The organism is Bradyrhizobium sp. Leo114 (assembly GCF_055229415.2).
The window spans coordinates 21,329-39,118 of the sequence record NZ_JBUYEN020000036.1 but is presented as its reverse complement, the minus strand read 5'-3'; the positions used below and the strand labels follow the sequence as shown (position 1 = coordinate 39,118).

Here is a 17,790-nt window from a genome sequence, read left to right as displayed (position 1 = left end):
CAGAGAGGCGTGAGCGCCCGCTACCTTCCGGCGGCGTAGCCCTGCATGCCGCGCGGGTTGGCTGCAGCGCGGCGCTTGCGGCCCAACCGTGAAGCCGCGGTCAGCCGTCCTTCCGACCAGTCGGGACCGACTTCGACGATGTGGCCGCGACGCTGCAACTCGTCGATGCTCGCCTTGGGCACGCGGCCCTCGACCACAAGCACCCCGGGGCGCGCGGTGCGTGGCCAGAACGAGATCGGGAAATGCTCGGAGTGCCAGGCTGGCGCGTCGATCGCCTCCTGCAGATTGAGCTCGGCATGGACGTGGCGCAGGAAGAATTGCGTGATCCACTGGTCCTGCTGGTCGCCGCCCGGCGAGCCCCAGGCCAGATACGGCTCGCCGTCGCGCAGCGCCATGGTGGGCGAGAGCGTGGTGCGCGGGCGCTTGCCCGGCGCCAGCGCGGCCGGATGGTTCTCCTCCAGCCAGAACATCTGCGCGCGGCTGCCGAGGCAGAAGCCGAGCTCGGGGATCACAGGTGAGGATTGCAGCCAGCCGCCGGAGGGCGTCGCCGAGATCATGTTGCCGGCCTTGTCGATGATGTCGAAATGCACAGTGTCGCCGCGCACCTCGCCGAAGCGGCCGACGGTGGGCTCGCCCGCGCCCATCGCGCCGACCGCCTCGCGATGGCCCTCGGCGCGGCGCAGCTTGACCATCGCGCCAAAGCCTTCGACCGAGCCGGGGATGAAGTCGAGCGAAGCCTTGTCCTTCGAGATCAGCTTGCGGCGCTCGTCGTTATAGGCATCCGACAGCAGCGTCTCGATCGGGATATCCGTGAAGTTCGGATCGCCGTAGAACGTCTCGCGATCGGCGTAAGCGAGCTTGGCGCATTCGATCTGCAGATGGATGAAATCGGCGCTGGTGGGATCGAGGCCGTCGAGGTCAAAGCCTTTCAGCAATGCGAGCTGCTGCAGCATCACCGGGCCCTGGCTCCAGACACCGGCCTTGCAGACGGTGTAGCGGCCGTAATCGTAGGTCAGCGGCGCTTCGATCGTCGGCTGCCAGCGCGCCATGTCGTCAGCCGACAGCACGCCGCGATGCGGCGAGCCGGAGACGTCCATCACGTCCTGGGTGCGACAGAACTTGTCGATCGCTTCGGCGACAAAACCCTTCGACCACGCCCGGCGCGCGCGCTCGATCTGCGCGACGCGGTCGCTGCCAGCGCTTTCCGCCTCTTGCAGGATGCGGGCGTAGGTTTCGGACAGGCGCTTGTTGGTGAAGATCGTGCCGGGCTTGGGCACCTCATTGTTGGGCAGATAGAGTTCGGCCGACGTCGTCCAGTATTTCCGGAACAACTGCTCGACGGTCTTGATAGTGGCGGAGGCGCGTTCGACCAGCGGAAAGCCTTCGCTGGCATAGGCGATCGCGGGCTCCAGCACGTCGCGCACCCGTAGCGTGCCGTAATCGCGCAGCAGCAGCATCCAGGACTCGAATGTGCCGGGCACGCAGGCGGCGAGGAGGCCGGTGCCGGGGACCATCTCCAGCCCCTCGCTGCGATAATGCGCGATCGTCGCCTTCGCCGGCGCGGGGCCCTGGCCGCAAATCACCTCGGTCTTGCCGCGCCTGACATCGTGCACAATGACAGGCACGTCGCCGCCGGGGCCGTTCAGGTGCGGCTCGACCACCTGTAGCGTGAACGCAGTGGCGACGCCGGCATCGAAGGCGTTGCCGCCTTTTTCCAGCGTGGCCATCCCGACCGCGGTCGCGATCCAGTGCGTGGAGGTGACGACGCCGAACGTGCCTTCGATCTCGGGACGCGTCGTGAACGGATCGGGATTGATATTGCTCATCGATGGCCACCAGTTGTTCTTTGCGGGCGCACTTGATCACAGGCGCGGGCCGCTGCCAACGGCGCGGCCGGCATGGCTACCTCGCATCGTTGTGTTCACACGGGTGCGGCAGCTTCGACGGGGGCGTTCACCGCATGGCAGGCCACGCCGTCGATCAATTCCGGCGCCTTTTGGCGGCACAGGTCAAACGCCAGCGGGCAGCGCGGGTTGAAGGCGCATCCCGGCGGCGGATCGATCGGGTTCGGGATTTCGCCTTTGACGGGAATGCGCTGGCGGCCGCTCATTGCGAGATCAGGAACCGCGCCGAGCAGCATCTTGGTGTAGGGCATGCGTGGATTGTTGAACAGCGCGCGGCCCTCCGCGACCTCCACGATGCGGCCGAGATACATCACGCCGATCCGGCTCGCCATATGGCGCACGACGGCAAGGTTGTGACTAATGAAGAGGTAGGTGAGGCCGAACTTGTCCTGCAGATCGCGCATCAAATTGAGGATCTGCGCCTGCACGGAAACATCCAGCGCCGAGGTCGGCTCGTCGCAGACGATGAACTCGGCCTCAGAGGCGAGCGCGCGGGCGATGGCGATGCGCTGGCGCTGGCCGCCGGAGAATTCATGCGGATATTTCAGCCCGTCATCGGCATGCAGTCCGACCAGGGAGAGCAACTCGCCGACGCGGGCACGGATGTCGCGCTCGCTTTGGATCAGCTCGAAGGCGCGGATCGGCTCGGAGACGATGGCATCGACCCGGAAGCGCGGATTGAGGCTCGCATAGGGATCCTGGAAGATCATCTGGATCCGGCGGCGCAAGCGCTGGCGCGCCTGCGCTTGCCTCGGATCGGTCATCGAGACGCCGTCGATCACGACCTCGCCCGAACTCGGCGGCAACAGCCCGACCACCATGCGCGCCACCGTGGTCTTGCCGGAGCCGGACTCGCCGACAAGCGCAAAGGTTTCGCCTTTGCGGATATCGAAGGTGACGCCGTCGACCGCCCTGAGGAATTCGAGATGGCCGCCTTCGAGCACGCGATTGAGCCACGGTTTTGATACGTCGAACACGCGCCGGAGATTCTTGACCTCGATGAACGATGTCATGCCGCACTCTCCTTCGCGGCGTGGTCGTAGAGATGGCAGGCGACGGCCTGCGCGCCCTGGCGGATCGGTTCGGGACGCTCGACCCGGCAGCGGTCGAAGGCAAAAGCGCAGCGCGGGTTGAACGGGCAGCCCGGCGGAATCGCCGACAATCGCGGCATCGAGCCAGGAATCTGCACCAATCGCTTGTCCTCGCCGGCAAGCGTCGGGATCGCGCCCATCAGGCCCTTGGCGTAGGGATGCAGCGGATTGCGGACGACGTCCTGCACCGGGCCGATCTCGGCGATGCGGCCGGAATACATCACCGCGACGCGGTCGCAGGTCTCGGCGATCACGCCCATGTCGTGGGTCACCAGCATCACCGCGGTGCCATGATCGCGGCCGAGCCGCTTGATCAATGCGATGATCTGCGCCTGTACGGAAACGTCGAGCGCGGTGGTCGGCTCGTCGGCGATGATCAGTTCCGGCTCGGCGCAGATCGCGAGCGCGATTACGACGCGCTGGCGCATGCCGCCGGAGAATTCATGCGGATAGCCGTCGACGCGCTTTTCCGGCGCGGGGATGCCGGCCTCGGCGAGCAGGTCGACGGCGCGCTTTCGCGCGGCACTTTCCGACAGGTTGGTATGGGTGCGGATAGTTTCGACGATCTGGTCGCCGATCCGGTACAGCGGGTTGAGGCTCGTCAGCGGATCCTGGAAGATCATGCCGATGCGTTTGCCCCGCACGCGCCGGATTTCCTCCGGCGGCAAATGATCGATGCGCATGCCCGAGAGCAGGATCTCGCCGCCGGAGATGCGGCCGGGCGGATCGATCAGGCCAATGACAGCAAGGCCCGTGACCGACTTGCCGGCGCCGGATTCGCCGACCACGCCCAGCACCTCGCCCTTGGCGATCTCGAAGGAGACGCCGTCGATCGCGCGCAACGTCGCACGGCGGGTGACGAACTCCACCTTCAGGTCACGCACGGAGAGGACAGGCACGGTCATCGGAGTTTCGGATTGAGCGCGTCGCGCAGCCAGTCGCCGAGCAGGTTGATCGAGAGGATCAAGCCGGCCAGCGCAATGCCGGGAAAGGCGACGATCCACCATTCGCCGGCGAAGAGATAATTGTTGCCGATCCGGATCAACGTTCCGAGCGAGGGCATGGTGTCGGGCATGCCTGAGCCCAGGAACGACAGCGTCGCCTCGGTGATAACAGCGAGCGCCAGGTTGATGGTGGCGATGACGAGGATCGGGCCCATCGTGTTGGGCAGCACATGGCGCAGCATGATCTTGGGCGCGGGCAGACCGATCAGTTGCGCGGCGGCGACATAATCCTTGTTCTTCTCCACCATGACCGAGCCGCGCACGGTGCGGGCATATTGCACCCAGAAACTCAGCCCGATCGCGACCACGAGGACGGCGAGCATGCTCATCGGATCGAGCCGGTTGCCGAACACGGATTTGGCAACGCCATTGACGATCAGCGCGATCAGGATCGCCGGGAAGGTGAGCTGCACGTCGGCGATCCGCATGATCGCGGCATCGACAGGGCCGCCGAGATAGCCCGCGATCAGCCCGAGCGTGATCCCGATCGCGGCGGCGAAGACGACGCCGAGCACGCCGACGCTAAGCGAAATCCTCAAGCCATAGAGAATGGCGGAGAACACGTCGCGGCCCTGTTCGTCGGTGCCGAGCAGGAACGGGCTCTGGCCGTCCGCGGTCCAGAGCGGCGAGATGCGTGAGTTCATCAATTGGAGCTGCGCCGGATCGAACGGGTTCTGCACGGCGAGTACGGAAGCAAGGATCGCGAGCAGGAAGAACAGCAGGGTGACGGCGGCCGCGAGCATCGTCAGCTTCGAGCGGCGGAAGGAATAGAACAGGTCGCTGTCGATGGCGCGACGGAACCAGCTTGCACCAGCGTGCGCGGCTTCGGTCTGGTGTTGGACGACTGAGTCGGACATGCTGTGGCCCTCAAGCCGGACGGCTGACGGTGGCGCGCAGGCGCGGGTCGACGATGGTGTAGAGGATGTCGACCACGAGGTTGATCGTGACGAAGATCAGCGAGACCATCAGAAGATACGCCGCCATGATCGGGATATCGACGTTTTGCACCGCCTGCACGAACATCAATCCCATGCCCGGCCACTGGAACACGGATTCGGTGATGATTGAGAATGCAATAACCGAGCCAAATTGCAGGCCGGCCACGGTGATGACGGGAACCAGCGTGTTCTTCAGCGCGTGACCGAAATGAATGGCGCGCGTGGTCAGTCCACGGGCGCGGGCAAAGCGGATATAGTCGGCGCGCAGCACTTCCAGCATCTCCGCGCGCACCAGCCGCATGATCAGCGTCATCTGGAACAGGCCGAGCGTGATCGAGGGCATGATCAGCGCCTTGAGTCCGGACACCGTGAGCAGGCCAGTGGTCCACCAGCCGATCCGCACTACTTCGCCGCGGCCGAATGAAGGCAGCCAGCCCAGGGTCACCGCGAACAAATAGATCAGGAGGATGCCGATCAGGAAGGTCGGCAGCGAGATGCCGATCAGCGACACCGCCTGGCATAGTTTGGCAAGCAAGGTGTCGCGCCTCAGCGCGGCATAGACGCCCATGAGGATGCCGAACACCATCGCGAAGATGGTGGCGCAGACCGCGAGCTCCAGGGTCGCCGGCAGCCGCTCGGCCAGCAGCGTCGAGACCGGCTGCCGGAACTGATAGGAGACGCCGAACTTGAACTGCGCCGCGTTGACGAAATAGCGCGCGAACTGGATCAGCACGGGATCGTCGAGCCCGAGCGATTTGCGCACCGCCTCGCGCTCGGCCGCGGGCGTGTCGATCGAGACGATCTGGCTGACGGGGTCGCCGGCGAAACGGAACATCGCGAAGGCGATGATCCCGACGGCGATCATCACCCCGATGGCTTGAACGGCGCGGCGAAGCGTGAAAGCGAGCATCTGTTCCTTTCACCCGAAGCGTTGGCGATTTCCCGCCACTAAGCAAAAGGTCCCGGAAGCGCGGGGCTGCCGGGACCTTGGAGTGACGAAGCTTTATTCCGATTTGACCATCCAGTAGGGCAGCACCTGGTTGTCCGGGCGCTGCACCACTTTCAACTTCTTCGAGACACCCCAGGCCAGCGCCTGCTGATGCAGCGGGATATAGGCCCAGTCCTTCATCGCGATCTCGAAGCCGGCCTTTATCAACTGGTCGCGCTTGGCGGTGTCGGTCTCCTGCAGCACCTTGTCGGCGATGGCGTCGAATTCCTTGTTGCAGTAGCCGCCGAGATTGGTCTCGCCGCGCGCCGATTTCGGATCGTCGCGGCAGCCCATGATGTCATACATCACGTTATGCGAGTCGAGCGTGCCCGGCGTCCATCCCAGCATATAGAACGAGGTCTGGTAGCCGCCGGGCTTCAGGATTTTTGCAAAATACTGCGCTTTCGGCTGCGCCAGCAGATTCACCTTCACGCCGATGCGGGCGAGCATGCCGACCACGGCCTGGCAGATCGCGGCGTCGTTGACATAACGGTCGTTCGGGCAATCCATGGTGACTTCGAAGCCGTCGGGATAGCCGGCTTCGGTCAAGAGCTTCTTGGCGCCGTCGGGATCGAATTTCGGACGGGTGAAATCCTTCGACAGCGTGAACAGTTGCGGCGCGACCATCAGCGCCGACGGCGTCGACAGCCCGCGCATCACGCGGTTCTTGATCAATTCGATGTCGATCGCCTTGTAGAAGGCTTCGCGGATACGGACATCCTTGAACGGGTTCTTGCCCTTGATGTTGGAGTAGAGCAACTCGTCGCGGCTCTGGTCCATGCCGAGGAAGATGGTGCGGAGCTCCGGTCCCTTCAGCACCTGCGCGTTCGGACTGGAATCGACGCGCGAGATGTCCTGGATCGGAACCGGCTCGATGATGTCGACCTCGCCCGAGAGCAGCGCGGCGACGCGGGTCGCATCGGAGGCGATCGGGGTGAAGACAATTTCCTTCAAATTGTGTTCGGGCTTCTGCCACCAGTTCGGATTGACCTTGAACACCGTCTTCACGCCGGGCTGATGGCTTTCGATCATGAAAGGCCCGGTGCCGTTGCCGTTGAGCGAGGCAAAGCTCGGCGTGGTCGCGGATGCCGGCGTGGGCTGCGTGGCGTTGTTCGCCTCAGCCCACTTCTTGTCCATGATGTACCAGGTATCCCATTGCGAATTCAGGATGGGATTGGGCGAGGTCAGGATGAAATCGACGGTGTAGTCGTCGACCTTGACGACCTTGGCATCGGCAGGAATGCGGGTCTGCAGATTGGAGCCCTTGGCGCGGACGCGGTCGGCAGAAAAAACCACGTCGTCGGCGGTGAAGGGATCGCCGTTCTGGAATTTCACGTTCTTGCGCAGATGAAAGCGCCAACGGGTCGGCTCCGGCGTCTCCCAGCTTTCGGCGAGCGCCGGGATGATCTTCAGATCCTTGTCGCGCGCGGTGAGACCTTCATAGACTTGGCCGAGATGGGCATGGGTGGTCGTCTCGTTCAGCGTATGCGGATCCAGCGATTTGAGATCGCCCTGATTGGCGTAGCGCAGCGTCTGGGCAGAAACAGGTGTCGTCGCCGCAACGATGGCAAGACTTATTGCCGCAAGCAGATGATGACGTACCGACATTTGAACCTGTTCCCCGTCTTGGTCCCACGATGCGCGCTGTTGGTAGGATATTGCATGCCAATGTTGCCAAAGTTTACCGGGTGCGCAAGCGCGATTTCCCGTAAGACGTGAGATCAGTTTGCGCAGCGGTGCCGCAATCATTAGCTTGACGCTCGCTGGTCGGGCGTGCGCGTAACATTGAACTTTCGGAGTACTGATGGCGGAACTGAGGGCCGACGTCGTTGTCCTGGGGGCTGGCATGGTCGGTGTTGGTGCCGCCTTGCATCTGCAAAAACGAGGCCGCGATGTCGTCCTCGTCGACCGGCATGATGTTGCCGGCGAGGAGACGAGTTACGGCAATGCCGGCATCATCGAATGCGCCTCGGTTTTTCCCTACATGTTCCCGCGGGATTTCGGGGAGCTGCTCCGCTATGCGATGAACCGCGCGCCGCAGGTGCGCTACCGCTTCGCCGACCTGCCGATCTTCCTGCCATGGCTCGCGCGCTATTACTTCGCCTCCTCGGCTGAGGGTGCATTGCACAGCGCGCTCGCCGAGATGCCGTTGATCCGACAGAGCCTGATCGAGCACGAGGCGTTGATTGCAGAAGCCGGCGTTCCGGAATTGCTGCGCAAGACCGGCTGGATCAAACTCTATCGCAGCGAAGCGACCTTCGCCAAGGCCGTGCGCGATACTGAGCGTGCGAAGCAATATGGCGTCACCAACGAAGTCCTCGATGCCAACGGCATCGCCGCGCGTGAGCCGAACCTGTCGGGTGACTTCGCCGGCGCGGTATATTCGCCGGCGCCGGGCTCGATCGTCGATCCCGGCGGGCTGGCAAAGGCCTATGCCGCGTTGTTCGGCCGCAGGGGCGGCCGCTTCTTTGTCGGCGATGCCCGCACGCTCGAACAGTCCGGCGGACGATGGCGCGTGGCCATCAGCGAGGGCAGTGTGACCGCCCGCGAGGTGGTGGTCGCGATGGGCCCGTGGTCCGACCAGGTATTCGGCCCGCTCGGCTATGCGATCCCGCTTCAGGTCAAGCGCGGTTATCATTTGCACCTGAAGCCGGGCGGTAACGCCGTGCTCAATCATCCCGTGCTCGATTCCGATCTCGGCTATTGTCTGGCGCCGATGAACCGCGGCATCCGGCTCACCACCGGTGTCGAGTTCGCCCATCGCGACGCACCGGCGTCCCCGGTGCAGGTCGAGCGGGCGGTGCCGCGGGCGCGCAACCTGTTTCCGCTCGGCGATCCCGTCGAGGCAAACCCTTGGAAGGGCGCGCGGCCCTGCCTGCCGGACATGCTGCCGGTGATCGGCAAGGCGCCGCGCCACCCCGGGCTCTGGTTCGATTTCGGCCATCAGCACCACGGATTGACGCTAGGGCCCGTGAGCGGCCGGCTGCTTGCGGAGATGATGACCGGCGAGACGCCGTTTGCGGATGCGAAGCCGTTCGCGGTCGAGCGCTTTGGTTGACCCTGGCAGGCGACGCCGGCCGCCTGCCGTCATCGTCCCGCTTGCGTGACCAGCCCTCTCGCGGCGATACTGCACCACGGCACGATCCTTTCGAAGAATCGATTCCGGGTCATGTTCTTGCGTCAACTGCATTGAGGAGCGGTCATGAAGGTCAATGTCGAAATAGATTGCACGCCGCTCGAAGCCCGGCAGTTCTTCGGCCTGCCGGATGTCGCGCCGATGCAGACGGCGGTCATGGAAAAGCTGCAGCAGCAGATGACCTCGAACATCGAGAAAGTATCTCCGGAAGCTTTGATGCAGAGTTGGCTCGATCCCAAGCTGGCCGAGCGTTTCCAGGACATGTTCGTGGCGATGGCGGGCCTCGGCAGCACCTCGAAGAAGGACAGGAAATAGATGACGGCCGTGGATGGCAGTCGTGAGGAGAGCGAACGCCGGCTGCGTCCACCGAACATCTGTCTGATGCTGGCCGAGGGCAGGGGCCTGTTCGAGTTCAATTCGAGCCTCCTGCTGCTGCCGCTTTTGATGCGTGCGCCGAGAGGGGACGGCCATCCGGTGCTGACGCTGCCGGGATTCCTGGCAAGCGACCTGTCAATGGCGCCGATGCGGCGGTACCTGAAGGCGCTCGGCTATGACACCTATGCCTCGAGCTTTGGCCGCAATGTCCGCGGCCTCAGCCGGATGCGCGCGTCGCTGCGCGATCTGTTGCGGCGGATCACTGACTCCAGCGGACGCAAGGTGAGCGTTATCGGCTGGAGTCTTGGCGGCGTCTATGCGCGCGATCTGGCGCTGAACGCGCCGGAGATGGTGCGCTCCGTCATCACGCTCGGCTCCCCCTTTGCCGGCGATATCCGCGCCACGAACGCGACGCGGCTCTACGAGGCGCTGACAGGCGAGAGCGTCGATGACATTCCCGAGGTCCGGCGGGCGATCGCCGGCGACATGCCGGTGCCGACGACCTCCATCTACTCGCGCGCCGACGGCATCGTGAACTGGCGCACCAGCGTGCTGCGTCCGTCGGCAACAGCCGAAAATATCGAGGTGCTGCTCGCAAGCCATATCGGGCTCGGCGTCAATCCCGCGGCGCTCTGGGCGGTGGCCAACCGGCTGGCGCAGGCGGAGGGCGAGTTCAGGCATTTTGATCGGTCCGGCCCCTTTGCCATTGCCTATCCACCCCCGGAACAGGCACAATCCTGATCGACGCCGCAGCAAGCGGCCGTCCGAATGAGAGCGCCACCAAGGCGCCGCGCGACAATCACTGGGAGGGAGCCATGGCCGACGCCAAGAAACTGTCGTCGCTGGACGCGTCGTTTCTCTATCTGGAAACGCCGGAAATGCCGATGCATGTCGGAAGCATGGCGATCTTCCGCCTGCCCGACGACTACAAGGGCGACTTCTTCGAAGACTTCAAGGCGATGATCGCCTCGCGACTGCACATCGCGCCGATCCTGAAATCGCGCCTGGAGAAGGCACCGCTCGACATCGACCACCCTTCCTGGGTGGAGGACGACCAGTTCGACATCGACCGCCACATCTTCCGCGGCAGCCTGCCGGCGCCGCATGACCGCGCCACGCTGGAGCGCCTCGTCGGCTGGATCCATGCCAAGCTGCTTAATCGCGCCCGGCCGCTGTGGGAGTTCTACGTCTTCGAGGGTATGCAGAACAACGAGATCGGCCTCTACTCCAAGATGCACCATGCTTGCATCGACGGCGGCGCGGGCGCTGCGCTCACCAGCATGATCTACGACGTCTCGCCGATCCCGAGGAAGGTCGAGCCGCCGGCCGCGCGGAAGGTCGCGCAGGAACCACGCGACATTGCGGCCAACCTGATCGATTCCTATCAGCTGCTCTGGACCCAGCCGTTCGATGCAGCGGCTGCGCCAAGGACGATCGAGCTGCCGCGCTCGGGCAAGAGCGATCTCGGCTCGATCCTGTTCGACAACGCCATGTTCCAGATCGAGAACGCAATCAAGTTCGCAAGCGCCGTGCCGGCGATGCTGAAAAGCGTGTCGGAAGTCGTGACCAAGGTCTCCGATCCAAAATCGCGCGAAAGCCTCGCCAGCATGGTGTCGCCGCCGACCATCCTGAACAAGGCGATCTCCTCGGAGCGCAGCTTTGCCGGCACTTCGGTTTCGCTGTCGCGCGCCAAGGCGGTGGCAAAGGCGGCCGGCGGCAAGCTCAACGACGTCGTGCTGGCGCTCGCGTCCGGCGTGGTGCGCCGCCATTTGATCAGCCAGGGCGCGCTGCCGAGCAAGTCGCTCACCGCGGCGGTGCCGATCTCGCTGCGCGAGGAGGGCAATACCGAGTCGAACAACCAAGTGTTCGGGATGATCTGCTCGATCGCGACCAATGTCGAGGATCCCAGGGCGCGGCTGGAAGCGATCATCGCGCAATCCACCAAGGCGAAGGAGATGTCGCATCCGCTGCGGGCGTTCATGCCGCAGGTCTCCAATGTCTCGATGCTGGGCGCGCCGATCCTGGTGCAGATCCTGGCGCTGCTCTACAGCCGCTCGGACCTGTCGAACGTGCTGCCGCCGGCGGCCAACCTCACCGTCTCCAATGTGCCGGGACCAAGACAGACGCTCTACGCGGCGGGCGCGGAGCTGCTGCACATCTTCCCGGTGTCGATCGCGACCCACGGCCTTGCGCTCAACATCACCGTGCAGAGCTATCGCGACCAGCTCGATTTCGGTTTCGTCGCCGGAGCCAATATCATTCCGCATGTGCAGATTTTGTGCGACATGCTGCCGGCCGAATTCGAGGCGCTGGAGGCGGCGTTCGTGCCGCCGCCAGCCGAGACCAAAAGCGCCGCTGAATAAGGATTGTCTCGATGTTGGAAATGCCCCCGCTGCAATTCGCCCAGACCAACGGCATCCGCATGGGCTTCTATGAAGCCGGACCCAACACGGACAAGCCGCCGATGGTGCTCTGCCACGGCTGGCCGGAGCTCGCGTTCTCCTGGCGCCACCAGATCAAGGCGCTGAGCGAAGCCGGTATCCGCGTGATCGCGCCGGACCAGCGCGGCTATGGCGTCACAGACCGGCCGGAGCCGGTCGAGGCTTATGATATCGAGCAACTGACCGCCGATCTCGTCGGCCTGCTCGATCATCTCGGCATAGACAAGGCTATCTTCGTCGGCCATGACTGGGGCGGCTTCGTGGTCTGGCAGATGCCGCTGCGGCATCCGGGCCGCGTCGCCGGTGTGGTCGGCATCAATACCCCGCATACCAACCGTGCCTGGGCCGATCCGATCGAGCTTTTGCGCAAGCGCTTCGGCGAGCACATGTATATCGTCCAGTTCCAGGACCCCGCGCATGAGCCGGACAAGATTTTTGGCAGCCGGGTCGAGCAGACCTTTGATGCCTTCATGCGCAAGCCCGCACGGCGGCCCGACGCTCCGGCGGAGGAGGTCGTGGCTGGCGTCGGCGCCTCGCCGCGGCTCAACCTGGCTTTCCCGCAGATGATCGCGAATTACGATGCCCAGCACGATCCGCGCACGCCGATCCTGTCGCCGGAAGAAAAGCAGGTGTTCGTCGATGCCTTCACCAAGACCGGCTTCACCGGCGGCATCAACTGGTATCGCAACATGTCGCGCAACTGGCAACGCTCCGAAGGGCTCGATCACATTGTGCGCGTGCCGTCGCTCATGATCATGGCCGAGAACGACGCGGTGCTGCCGCCGTCGTCGGCCGATGGCATGGACAAGCTCATCCCGGATCTCGAGAAATACCTGGTCAAAGACAGCGGCCATTGGACGCAGCAGGAGAAGCCGGAAGAAGTCAGCGCCAAGCTGATCGAATGGCGTAGAAGGCGGTTTGGGTAGAGCAGGCGCTTCCAGCATCCTCGATGGTCATTCCGGGGCGCGCGCGTAGCGCGAGCCCGGAATCCATCGGGCCGCATGCGAGGAGGCGCAATGGATTCCGGGCCTGCGCCAAGAGGCGCATCCCGGAATGACAGGATGAGAGATCGAGAATAGGGCAGGAGACATTCCCATATGCCATCCGGCAACCGACTGGCTCCGATCCCGCATCCGCCGACCATGCCCGTGGTCGGCAACATGCTGTCGCTGGATTCGACCGCTCCGGTGCAGCATCTGGTGCGGCTCGCCAAAGAGCTCGGGCCGATCTACTGGCTCGACATGATGGGCGCCCCGCTCGTGATCGTCTCCGGCCATGACCTTGTCGACGAGCTCTCGGATGAAAAGCGCTTTGACAAAGCGGTGCGCGGCTCGCTGCGGCGTGTGCGCGCGGTCGGCGGCGACGGCCTGTTCACCGCCGACACCAAGGAGCCGAACTGGAGCAAGGCGCACAACATCCTGCTGCAGCCGTTCGGCAACCGCGCCATGCAGTCCTACCATCCGAGCATGGTCGATATCGCCGAGCAGCTCGTGAAGAAATGGGAGCGGCTCAACGCCGACGAGGAGATCGATGTCGTCCACGACATGACGGCGCTGACGCTCGACACGATCGGGCTCTGCGGCTTCGACTATCGCTTCAATTCGTTCTATCGCCGCGATTATCACCCCTTCGTGGAGTCGCTGGTGCGCTCCCTCGAGACCATCATGATGACCCGCGGCCTGCCGCTGGAGCGCCTGTGGATGCGCCAGCGACGCAAGACGCTCACTGAGGACGTCGCGTTCATGAACAAGATGGTTGACGAGATCATCGCCGAGCGCAGGCGGAGCCAGTCCGATGTCGGCGAGGGCCAGAAGGACATGCTGGCGGCGATGATGACCGGCATCGACCGCGTCACCGGCGAGCAGCTCGACGACGTCAACATCCGCTACCAGATCAACACATTCCTGATCGCGGGCCATGAGACCACGAGCGGTCTGTTGTCGAGCACGATCTATGCGCTGTTGAAACATCCCGAGGTGCTGAAGAAGGCGTATGAAGAGGTCGACCGCGTACTCGGCCCCGATATCAACGCCAGGCCGACCTATCAGCAGGTCACCCAGCTCACCTACATCACGCAAGTCCTGAAGGAGGCGCTGCGGCTGTGGCCGCCGGCGCCGGCCTATGGCATCGCACCGCTGCAGGACGAGACCATCGGCGGCAAGTACAAGCTGAAGAAGAACACGTTCATCACTGTTCTCGTGATGGCACTGCATCGCGACCCCAACGTGTGGGGACCGAATCCTGATGTCTTCGATCCCGAGAATTTCAGCCGCGAGGCCGAGGCCAAGCGCCCGATCAACGCCTGGAAGCCGTTCGGCAACGGACAGCGCGCCTGCATCGGCCGCGGCTTTGCGATGCATGAGGCAGCGCTCGCACTCGGCATGATCCTGCAGCGCTTCAAACTGATCGATGTGCATCGCTACCAGATGCATCTGAAGGAAACGCTGACGATCAAGCCCGAGGGCTTCAAGATCAAGGTGCGCCCGCGCGAGGACAGGGAGCGCGGCGTCTTCGCTGGCGCGGCCGCGGCGGCGTCGGCCGCGCCGAGGGCGCCTCGGCCGAAACCGCGCCTGGGACACAACACGCCGATGCTGGTGCTCTACGGCTCCAATCTCGGCTCGGCCGAAGAACTGGCGACACGGATGGCCGATCTCGCCGAGGTCAATGGCTTCAACACAAAGCTCGGTCCGCTCGACGACTATGTCGGGAAATTGCCGAAGGAAGGTGGCGTTCTGATCATCTGCGCCTCCTACAATGGCGCGCCGCCCGACAACGCGACGGAGTTCGTCAAATGGCTCGGCAGCGATCTGCCGAAGGACGCGTTTGCCGGCGTGCGCTACGCAGTGTTCGGCTGCGGCAACAGCGATTGGGCGGCGACGTACCAGTCGGTGCCGCGCTTCATCGACGAGCAGCTCACCGCCCGCGGCGCCCGCGCCGTCTATCCGCGCGGCGAGGGTGATGCTAGGGCCGATCTCGACGGCCAGTTCCAGAAGTGGTTTCCGGCTGCCGCGCAGGTCGCGACCAAGGAATTCGGCATCGACTGGAACTTCACCCGCACGCCAGAGGACGAGCCGCTCTATGCGGTCGAGCCGGTAGCACCGGCCTCGGTCAACGCCATCGTCGCGCAGGGCGGCGCGGTGGCGATGAAGGTGCTGGAGAATGCGGAACTGCAGAACAAGTCCGGCGCCAATCCGTCCGAGCGTTCGACACGGCACATCGAGGTGCAACTACCGCCCGGCATCACCTACCGCGTCGGCGATCATTTGAGCGTGGTGCCGCGCAACGATCCGACGCTGGTGGACCAGGTCGCGCGCCGCTTCGGCTTCCTGCCGGCGGACCAGATCAGGCTGCAGGTGACGGAAGGCCGTCGCGCGCAGCTGCCGGTCGGCGATGCGATCTCTATCGGGCGGTTGCTCACCGAGTTCGTGGAGCTGCAGCAGGTCGCAACCCGCAAGCAGATCCAGGTGATGGCCGAGCATACGCGCTGCCCGATGACGAAGCCGAAGCTGCTCGCCTACGTCGGCGACGACGATGCGTCCGGCGAACGTTATCGCGGCGAGGTGATGGACAAGCGCAAATCGGTGTTTGATCTCCTGGAGGAGCATCCGGCCTGCGAATTGCCGTTCCACATCTATCTGGAAATGCTGTCGCTGCTGGCGCCGCGCTATTATTCGATCTCGTCCTCGCCCTCGGGCGATCCCGCGCGCTGCAGCGTCACCGTCGGCGTCGTGGAGGCGCCGGCGAATTCGGGCCGCGGCATCTATAAGGGCATCTGCTCAAACTATCTTTCCGGCCGCCGCGCCGGCGACACCATCCATGCCACCGTGCGCGAGACCAAGGCCGGCTTCCGCCTGCCCGACGATGCGTCGGTGCCGCTGATCATGATCGGCCCCGGCACGGGCCTGGCGCCGTTCCGCGGCTTCCTCCAGGAGCGCGCGCATCGCAAGTCGCAGGGCGCCAATCTGGGGCCGGCAATGCTGTTCTTCGGCTGCCGCCATCCGGATCAGGATTTCATCTATGCCGACGAGTTGAAGGCGTTCGCCGCCGATGGCGTCACCGAGCTGCACATCGCGTTCTCGCGGCTCAATGGCTCGAAAACCTACGTGCAGGACCTGATTGCCGCCCAGAAGAACCGCGTCTGGGACCTGATCGGGAAGGGCGCGATCATCTATGTCTGCGGGGACGGCAGCAAGATGGAGCCGGATGTCAAGGCGACCCTGATGTCGATCCATCGAGAGCACAACAGCGGCGATGCGAATGCCGCCGCTCGCTGGATAGAGGACCTCGGCGCGAAGAACCGTTACGTGCTCGACGTCTGGGCGGGCGGATAGCCACAAATTGTAGGATGGGTAGAGCGAAGCGAAACCCATCGCGTCTATGCGCTTGGTGGCAATGATGGGTTTCGCTGCGCTCTACCCATCCTACGATTCCGTCACACCGTCCTTCCCACAGCTCCATGCGCGTGCTCAGCGATGGCGTCGATGATCTCTGGCCACATCGGGATCGGCAATGCGTGGCCCATGCCCTCGATCATCAGGAGTTTCGCGCCCGGGATCGAGGCCGCGGTGTCCTTGCCGCCGGCCGGGTGCACCAGCGGATCGACGGTGCCGTGGATGACGAGTGTCGGCGCTTTCACCGCGCCGAGGCGTTGCTTGCGGCTGCCGGAGGCGAGGATGGCGCGGAGCTGGCGGCCGACGCCGGCGGGATTGAGGCCGCGTTCATAGGTGCGCAGCGCCCGCGAACGATCGAGCGCCTCATCCTCCGGGAAGGAACCGACGCGCAGCACCTTCCAGGTCTTGGCGAAGCGCTCGATATATTCGTCCTTCGTCCTTGGCGGCGGCGCCATAAGTATGGCCCCGGCCTCGCGGGTCGGCGGCGGGATCTTCGGATTGCCTGTCGTCGACATGATCGAGGTGAGCGAGCGCACGACTTGCGGAAACGAGATCGCGACTTCCTGCGCGATCATGCCGCCCATGGAGGCGCCGACCAGATGCGCAGACTTCAGCCCGAGCCCGTCCATCAGGCCGACCGTGTCCTTGGCCATATCGATCAGTCTGTAGGGTGCGGCGACGGGGATCCCGAACAGACGCAGTCTCAGCATTTCGAACGCCGTCAGCCGCTTGCCGCCTGTGAGCTTGCCGGACTGGCCGATGTCCCGGTTGTCGAAGCGGATCACGCGAAAGCCGCGCGCGGCGAGCTGTTCGCAGAACTCATCGTCCCAATGGATCATCTGGGCGCCGAGCCCCATGATCAGCAGCATCGGTTCGGCGCTCTCGTCGCCGAAGATCTCGTAGCAGATGTCGATGCCATTGGCGCGGATCATCTGCGGCGGCCGGTGGACGAGGGTGGTCACGGGGCCTCCTCGGCTGGGTTCTTGATGGACGACTGTATGCCACGCTTTGCCGCAGCGCAGAAGCTTTCTGACGCGGCGTTCAATGTCAGCTTGGGTTGACCGGCTGCCTGCAACGGTGTCGTATGGAGCGCAAAGAGAAGCGTGGCAAGCGCTCGCAAGCACGTGGGAGAGCGCCAATGGCCGACAAGGGCAACGATCCTGCTGTCGTCTGGCAGACGATGATCGGCGAGCTGGAAAAGGGATTCAATTCCTTCGCCAACAAGGCAATGGGAACGCCGGAATTCAGCCGGATGATGAACCAGGCCGGCGGCGTCGCGGCCGGCGCGCAGAAGCAGTTCGCGGAGCTCATGGAGAAGTATCTGGTGGGCATGAACCTGCCGAGCCGGGCGCAACTCGTCGGCATGGCCGAGCGCCTGCAATCGATCGAAGGCCAGCTCAATGAGATCAAGGCGCAGCTCGACCAGATGAACCGCAGCGCGGGCAATGCGGAAAGTGCGACAGCCGGCAAGCCGCGGCCGCCGCGCACCAAACGTCCGCCTGCGGAGAAACCGCAAAAATGA

General features: G+C 64.2%; 14 protein-coding genes. 7 read left to right on the top strand and 7 right to left on the bottom strand.

All coding sequences use genetic code 11. From position 1 onward, the window contains the following. Nucleotides 1-20: 20 nt before the first annotated feature. The 6 genes from ACZIRK_RS33050 to ACZIRK_RS33025 form a co-directional block, all read right to left on the bottom strand. Entirely contained in the window at nucleotides 21-1,826 is a 1,806-nt protein-coding gene (locus tag ACZIRK_RS33050; RefSeq protein ID WP_474418869.1) for a gamma-glutamyltransferase family protein, read from the bottom strand. Between the two features lie 95 nt (nucleotides 1,827-1,921). After that, nucleotides 1,922-2,917, bottom strand: coding sequence for an ABC transporter ATP-binding protein (locus ACZIRK_RS33045; RefSeq protein WP_130228927.1), 996 nt, complete (start codon nucleotides 2,915-2,917; stop codon nucleotides 1,922-1,924). Beyond that, nucleotides 2,914-3,900: an ABC transporter ATP-binding protein gene (locus ACZIRK_RS33040; RefSeq protein ID WP_474418868.1), complete on the bottom strand. Its 987-nt coding sequence runs from the start codon at nucleotides 3,898-3,900 to the stop codon at nucleotides 2,914-2,916. The genes ACZIRK_RS33045 and ACZIRK_RS33040 overlap by 4 nt, the downstream gene beginning before the upstream one ends. Beyond that, nucleotides 3,897-4,856 carry an ABC transporter permease gene (locus ACZIRK_RS33035; RefSeq protein ID WP_474418867.1) on the bottom strand — a complete coding sequence of 320 codons (960 nt, stop codon included), beginning with the start codon at nucleotides 4,854-4,856 and terminating at the stop codon, nucleotides 3,897-3,899. The genes ACZIRK_RS33040 and ACZIRK_RS33035 overlap by 4 nt, the downstream gene beginning before the upstream one ends. Nucleotides 4,857-4,866: 10 nt before the next feature. Beyond that, nucleotides 4,867-5,847, bottom strand: a complete 981-nt coding sequence (locus ACZIRK_RS33030; RefSeq protein ID WP_130228924.1) for an ABC transporter permease — start codon at nucleotides 5,845-5,847, stop codon at nucleotides 4,867-4,869. Between the two features lie 93 nt (nucleotides 5,848-5,940). Further along, complete coding sequence (locus ACZIRK_RS33025) at nucleotides 5,941-7,533, bottom strand: ABC transporter substrate-binding protein (RefSeq protein ID WP_474418866.1); 1,593 nt, start codon at nucleotides 7,531-7,533, stop codon at nucleotides 5,941-5,943. A 196-nt stretch (nucleotides 7,534-7,729) separates the two neighbouring features. On the opposite strand from ACZIRK_RS33025, the gene ACZIRK_RS33020 reads away from it, so the two are divergent. The 6 genes from ACZIRK_RS33020 to ACZIRK_RS32995 all read left to right on the top strand — a co-directional run bounded on the left by ACZIRK_RS33020 (nucleotide 7,730) and on the right by ACZIRK_RS32995 (nucleotide 16,208). Further along, nucleotides 7,730-8,983, top strand: coding sequence for an NAD(P)/FAD-dependent oxidoreductase (locus ACZIRK_RS33020; RefSeq protein ID WP_474418865.1), 1,254 nt, complete (start codon nucleotides 7,730-7,732; stop codon nucleotides 8,981-8,983). A gap of 144 nt (nucleotides 8,984-9,127) precedes the next feature. Continuing rightward, complete coding sequence (locus ACZIRK_RS33015; protein WP_028164994.1) at nucleotides 9,128-9,376, top strand: DUF6489 family protein; 249 nt, start codon at nucleotides 9,128-9,130, stop codon at nucleotides 9,374-9,376. Continuing rightward, entirely contained in the window at nucleotides 9,377-10,177 is an 801-nt protein-coding gene (locus tag ACZIRK_RS33010; RefSeq protein WP_474418864.1) for an esterase/lipase family protein, read from the top strand. It abuts the gene before it with no gap. Between the two features lie 74 nt (nucleotides 10,178-10,251). Continuing rightward, on the top strand, nucleotides 10,252-11,799 hold the full coding sequence (locus tag ACZIRK_RS33005) for a WS/DGAT/MGAT family O-acyltransferase (RefSeq protein ID WP_474418863.1): 1,548 nt from the start codon (nucleotides 10,252-10,254) through the stop codon (nucleotides 11,797-11,799). A gap of 11 nt (nucleotides 11,800-11,810) precedes the next feature. Then, entirely contained in the window at nucleotides 11,811-12,803 is a 993-nt protein-coding gene (locus tag ACZIRK_RS33000; RefSeq protein ID WP_130228919.1) for an alpha/beta fold hydrolase, read from the top strand. A 171-nt stretch (nucleotides 12,804-12,974) separates the two neighbouring features. Continuing rightward, entirely contained in the window at nucleotides 12,975-16,208 is a 3,234-nt protein-coding gene (locus tag ACZIRK_RS32995; RefSeq protein ID WP_474418862.1) for a bifunctional cytochrome P450/NADPH--P450 reductase, read from the top strand. Between the two features lie 101 nt (nucleotides 16,209-16,309). Here the strand turns inward: ACZIRK_RS32995 and ACZIRK_RS32990 are convergent, their stop codons facing one another. Beyond that, nucleotides 16,310-17,200 (bottom strand): alpha/beta fold hydrolase, encoded by an 891-nt coding sequence (locus ACZIRK_RS32990; protein WP_474418894.1) that lies wholly within the window; start codon nucleotides 17,198-17,200, stop codon nucleotides 16,310-16,312. Nucleotides 17,201-17,406: 206 nt separating this feature from the next. On the opposite strand from ACZIRK_RS32990, the gene ACZIRK_RS32985 reads away from it, so the two are divergent. Next, the gene (locus ACZIRK_RS32985; protein WP_474418861.1) at nucleotides 17,407-17,790 is read left to right on the top strand and encodes a hypothetical protein; all 384 of its coding nucleotides are present in this window, start codon (nucleotides 17,407-17,409) and stop codon (nucleotides 17,788-17,790) included.

Excerpts from the sequence above, each read along its gene's own strand:
- ACZIRK_RS33015 (WP_028164994.1), top strand. The coding sequence starts at position 9,128 with ATGAAGGTCAATGTCGAAATAGATTGCACGCCGCTCGAAGCCCGGCAG.
- ACZIRK_RS33030 (WP_130228924.1), bottom strand. The coding sequence starts at position 5,847 with ATGCTCGCTTTCACGCTTCGCCGCGCCGTTCAAGCCATCGGGGTGATG.
- ACZIRK_RS33000 (WP_130228919.1), top strand. The coding sequence starts at position 11,811 with ATGTTGGAAATGCCCCCGCTGCAATTCGCCCAGACCAACGGCATCCGC.
- ACZIRK_RS33040 (WP_474418868.1), bottom strand. The coding sequence starts at position 3,900 with ATGACCGTGCCTGTCCTCTCCGTGCGTGACCTGAAGGTGGAGTTCGTC.
- ACZIRK_RS33050 (WP_474418869.1), bottom strand. The coding sequence starts at position 1,826 with ATGAGCAATATCAATCCCGATCCGTTCACGACGCGTCCCGAGATCGAA.
- ACZIRK_RS33035 (WP_474418867.1), bottom strand. The coding sequence starts at position 4,856 with ATGTCCGACTCAGTCGTCCAACACCAGACCGAAGCCGCGCACGCTGGT.
- ACZIRK_RS33045 (WP_130228927.1), bottom strand. The coding sequence starts at position 2,917 with ATGACATCGTTCATCGAGGTCAAGAATCTCCGGCGCGTGTTCGACGTA.
- ACZIRK_RS32985 (WP_474418861.1), top strand. The coding sequence starts at position 17,407 with ATGGCCGACAAGGGCAACGATCCTGCTGTCGTCTGGCAGACGATGATC.
- ACZIRK_RS32995 (WP_474418862.1), top strand. The coding sequence starts at position 12,975 with ATGCCATCCGGCAACCGACTGGCTCCGATCCCGCATCCGCCGACCATG.
- ACZIRK_RS33025 (WP_474418866.1), bottom strand. The coding sequence starts at position 7,533 with ATGTCGGTACGTCATCATCTGCTTGCGGCAATAAGTCTTGCCATCGTT.
- ACZIRK_RS33020 (WP_474418865.1), top strand. The coding sequence starts at position 7,730 with ATGGCGGAACTGAGGGCCGACGTCGTTGTCCTGGGGGCTGGCATGGTC.
- ACZIRK_RS33010 (WP_474418864.1), top strand. The coding sequence starts at position 9,377 with ATGACGGCCGTGGATGGCAGTCGTGAGGAGAGCGAACGCCGGCTGCGT.
- ACZIRK_RS33005 (WP_474418863.1), top strand. The coding sequence starts at position 10,252 with ATGGCCGACGCCAAGAAACTGTCGTCGCTGGACGCGTCGTTTCTCTAT.
- ACZIRK_RS32990 (WP_474418894.1), bottom strand. The coding sequence starts at position 17,200 with ATGATCCGCGCCAATGGCATCGACATCTGCTACGAGATCTTCGGCGAC.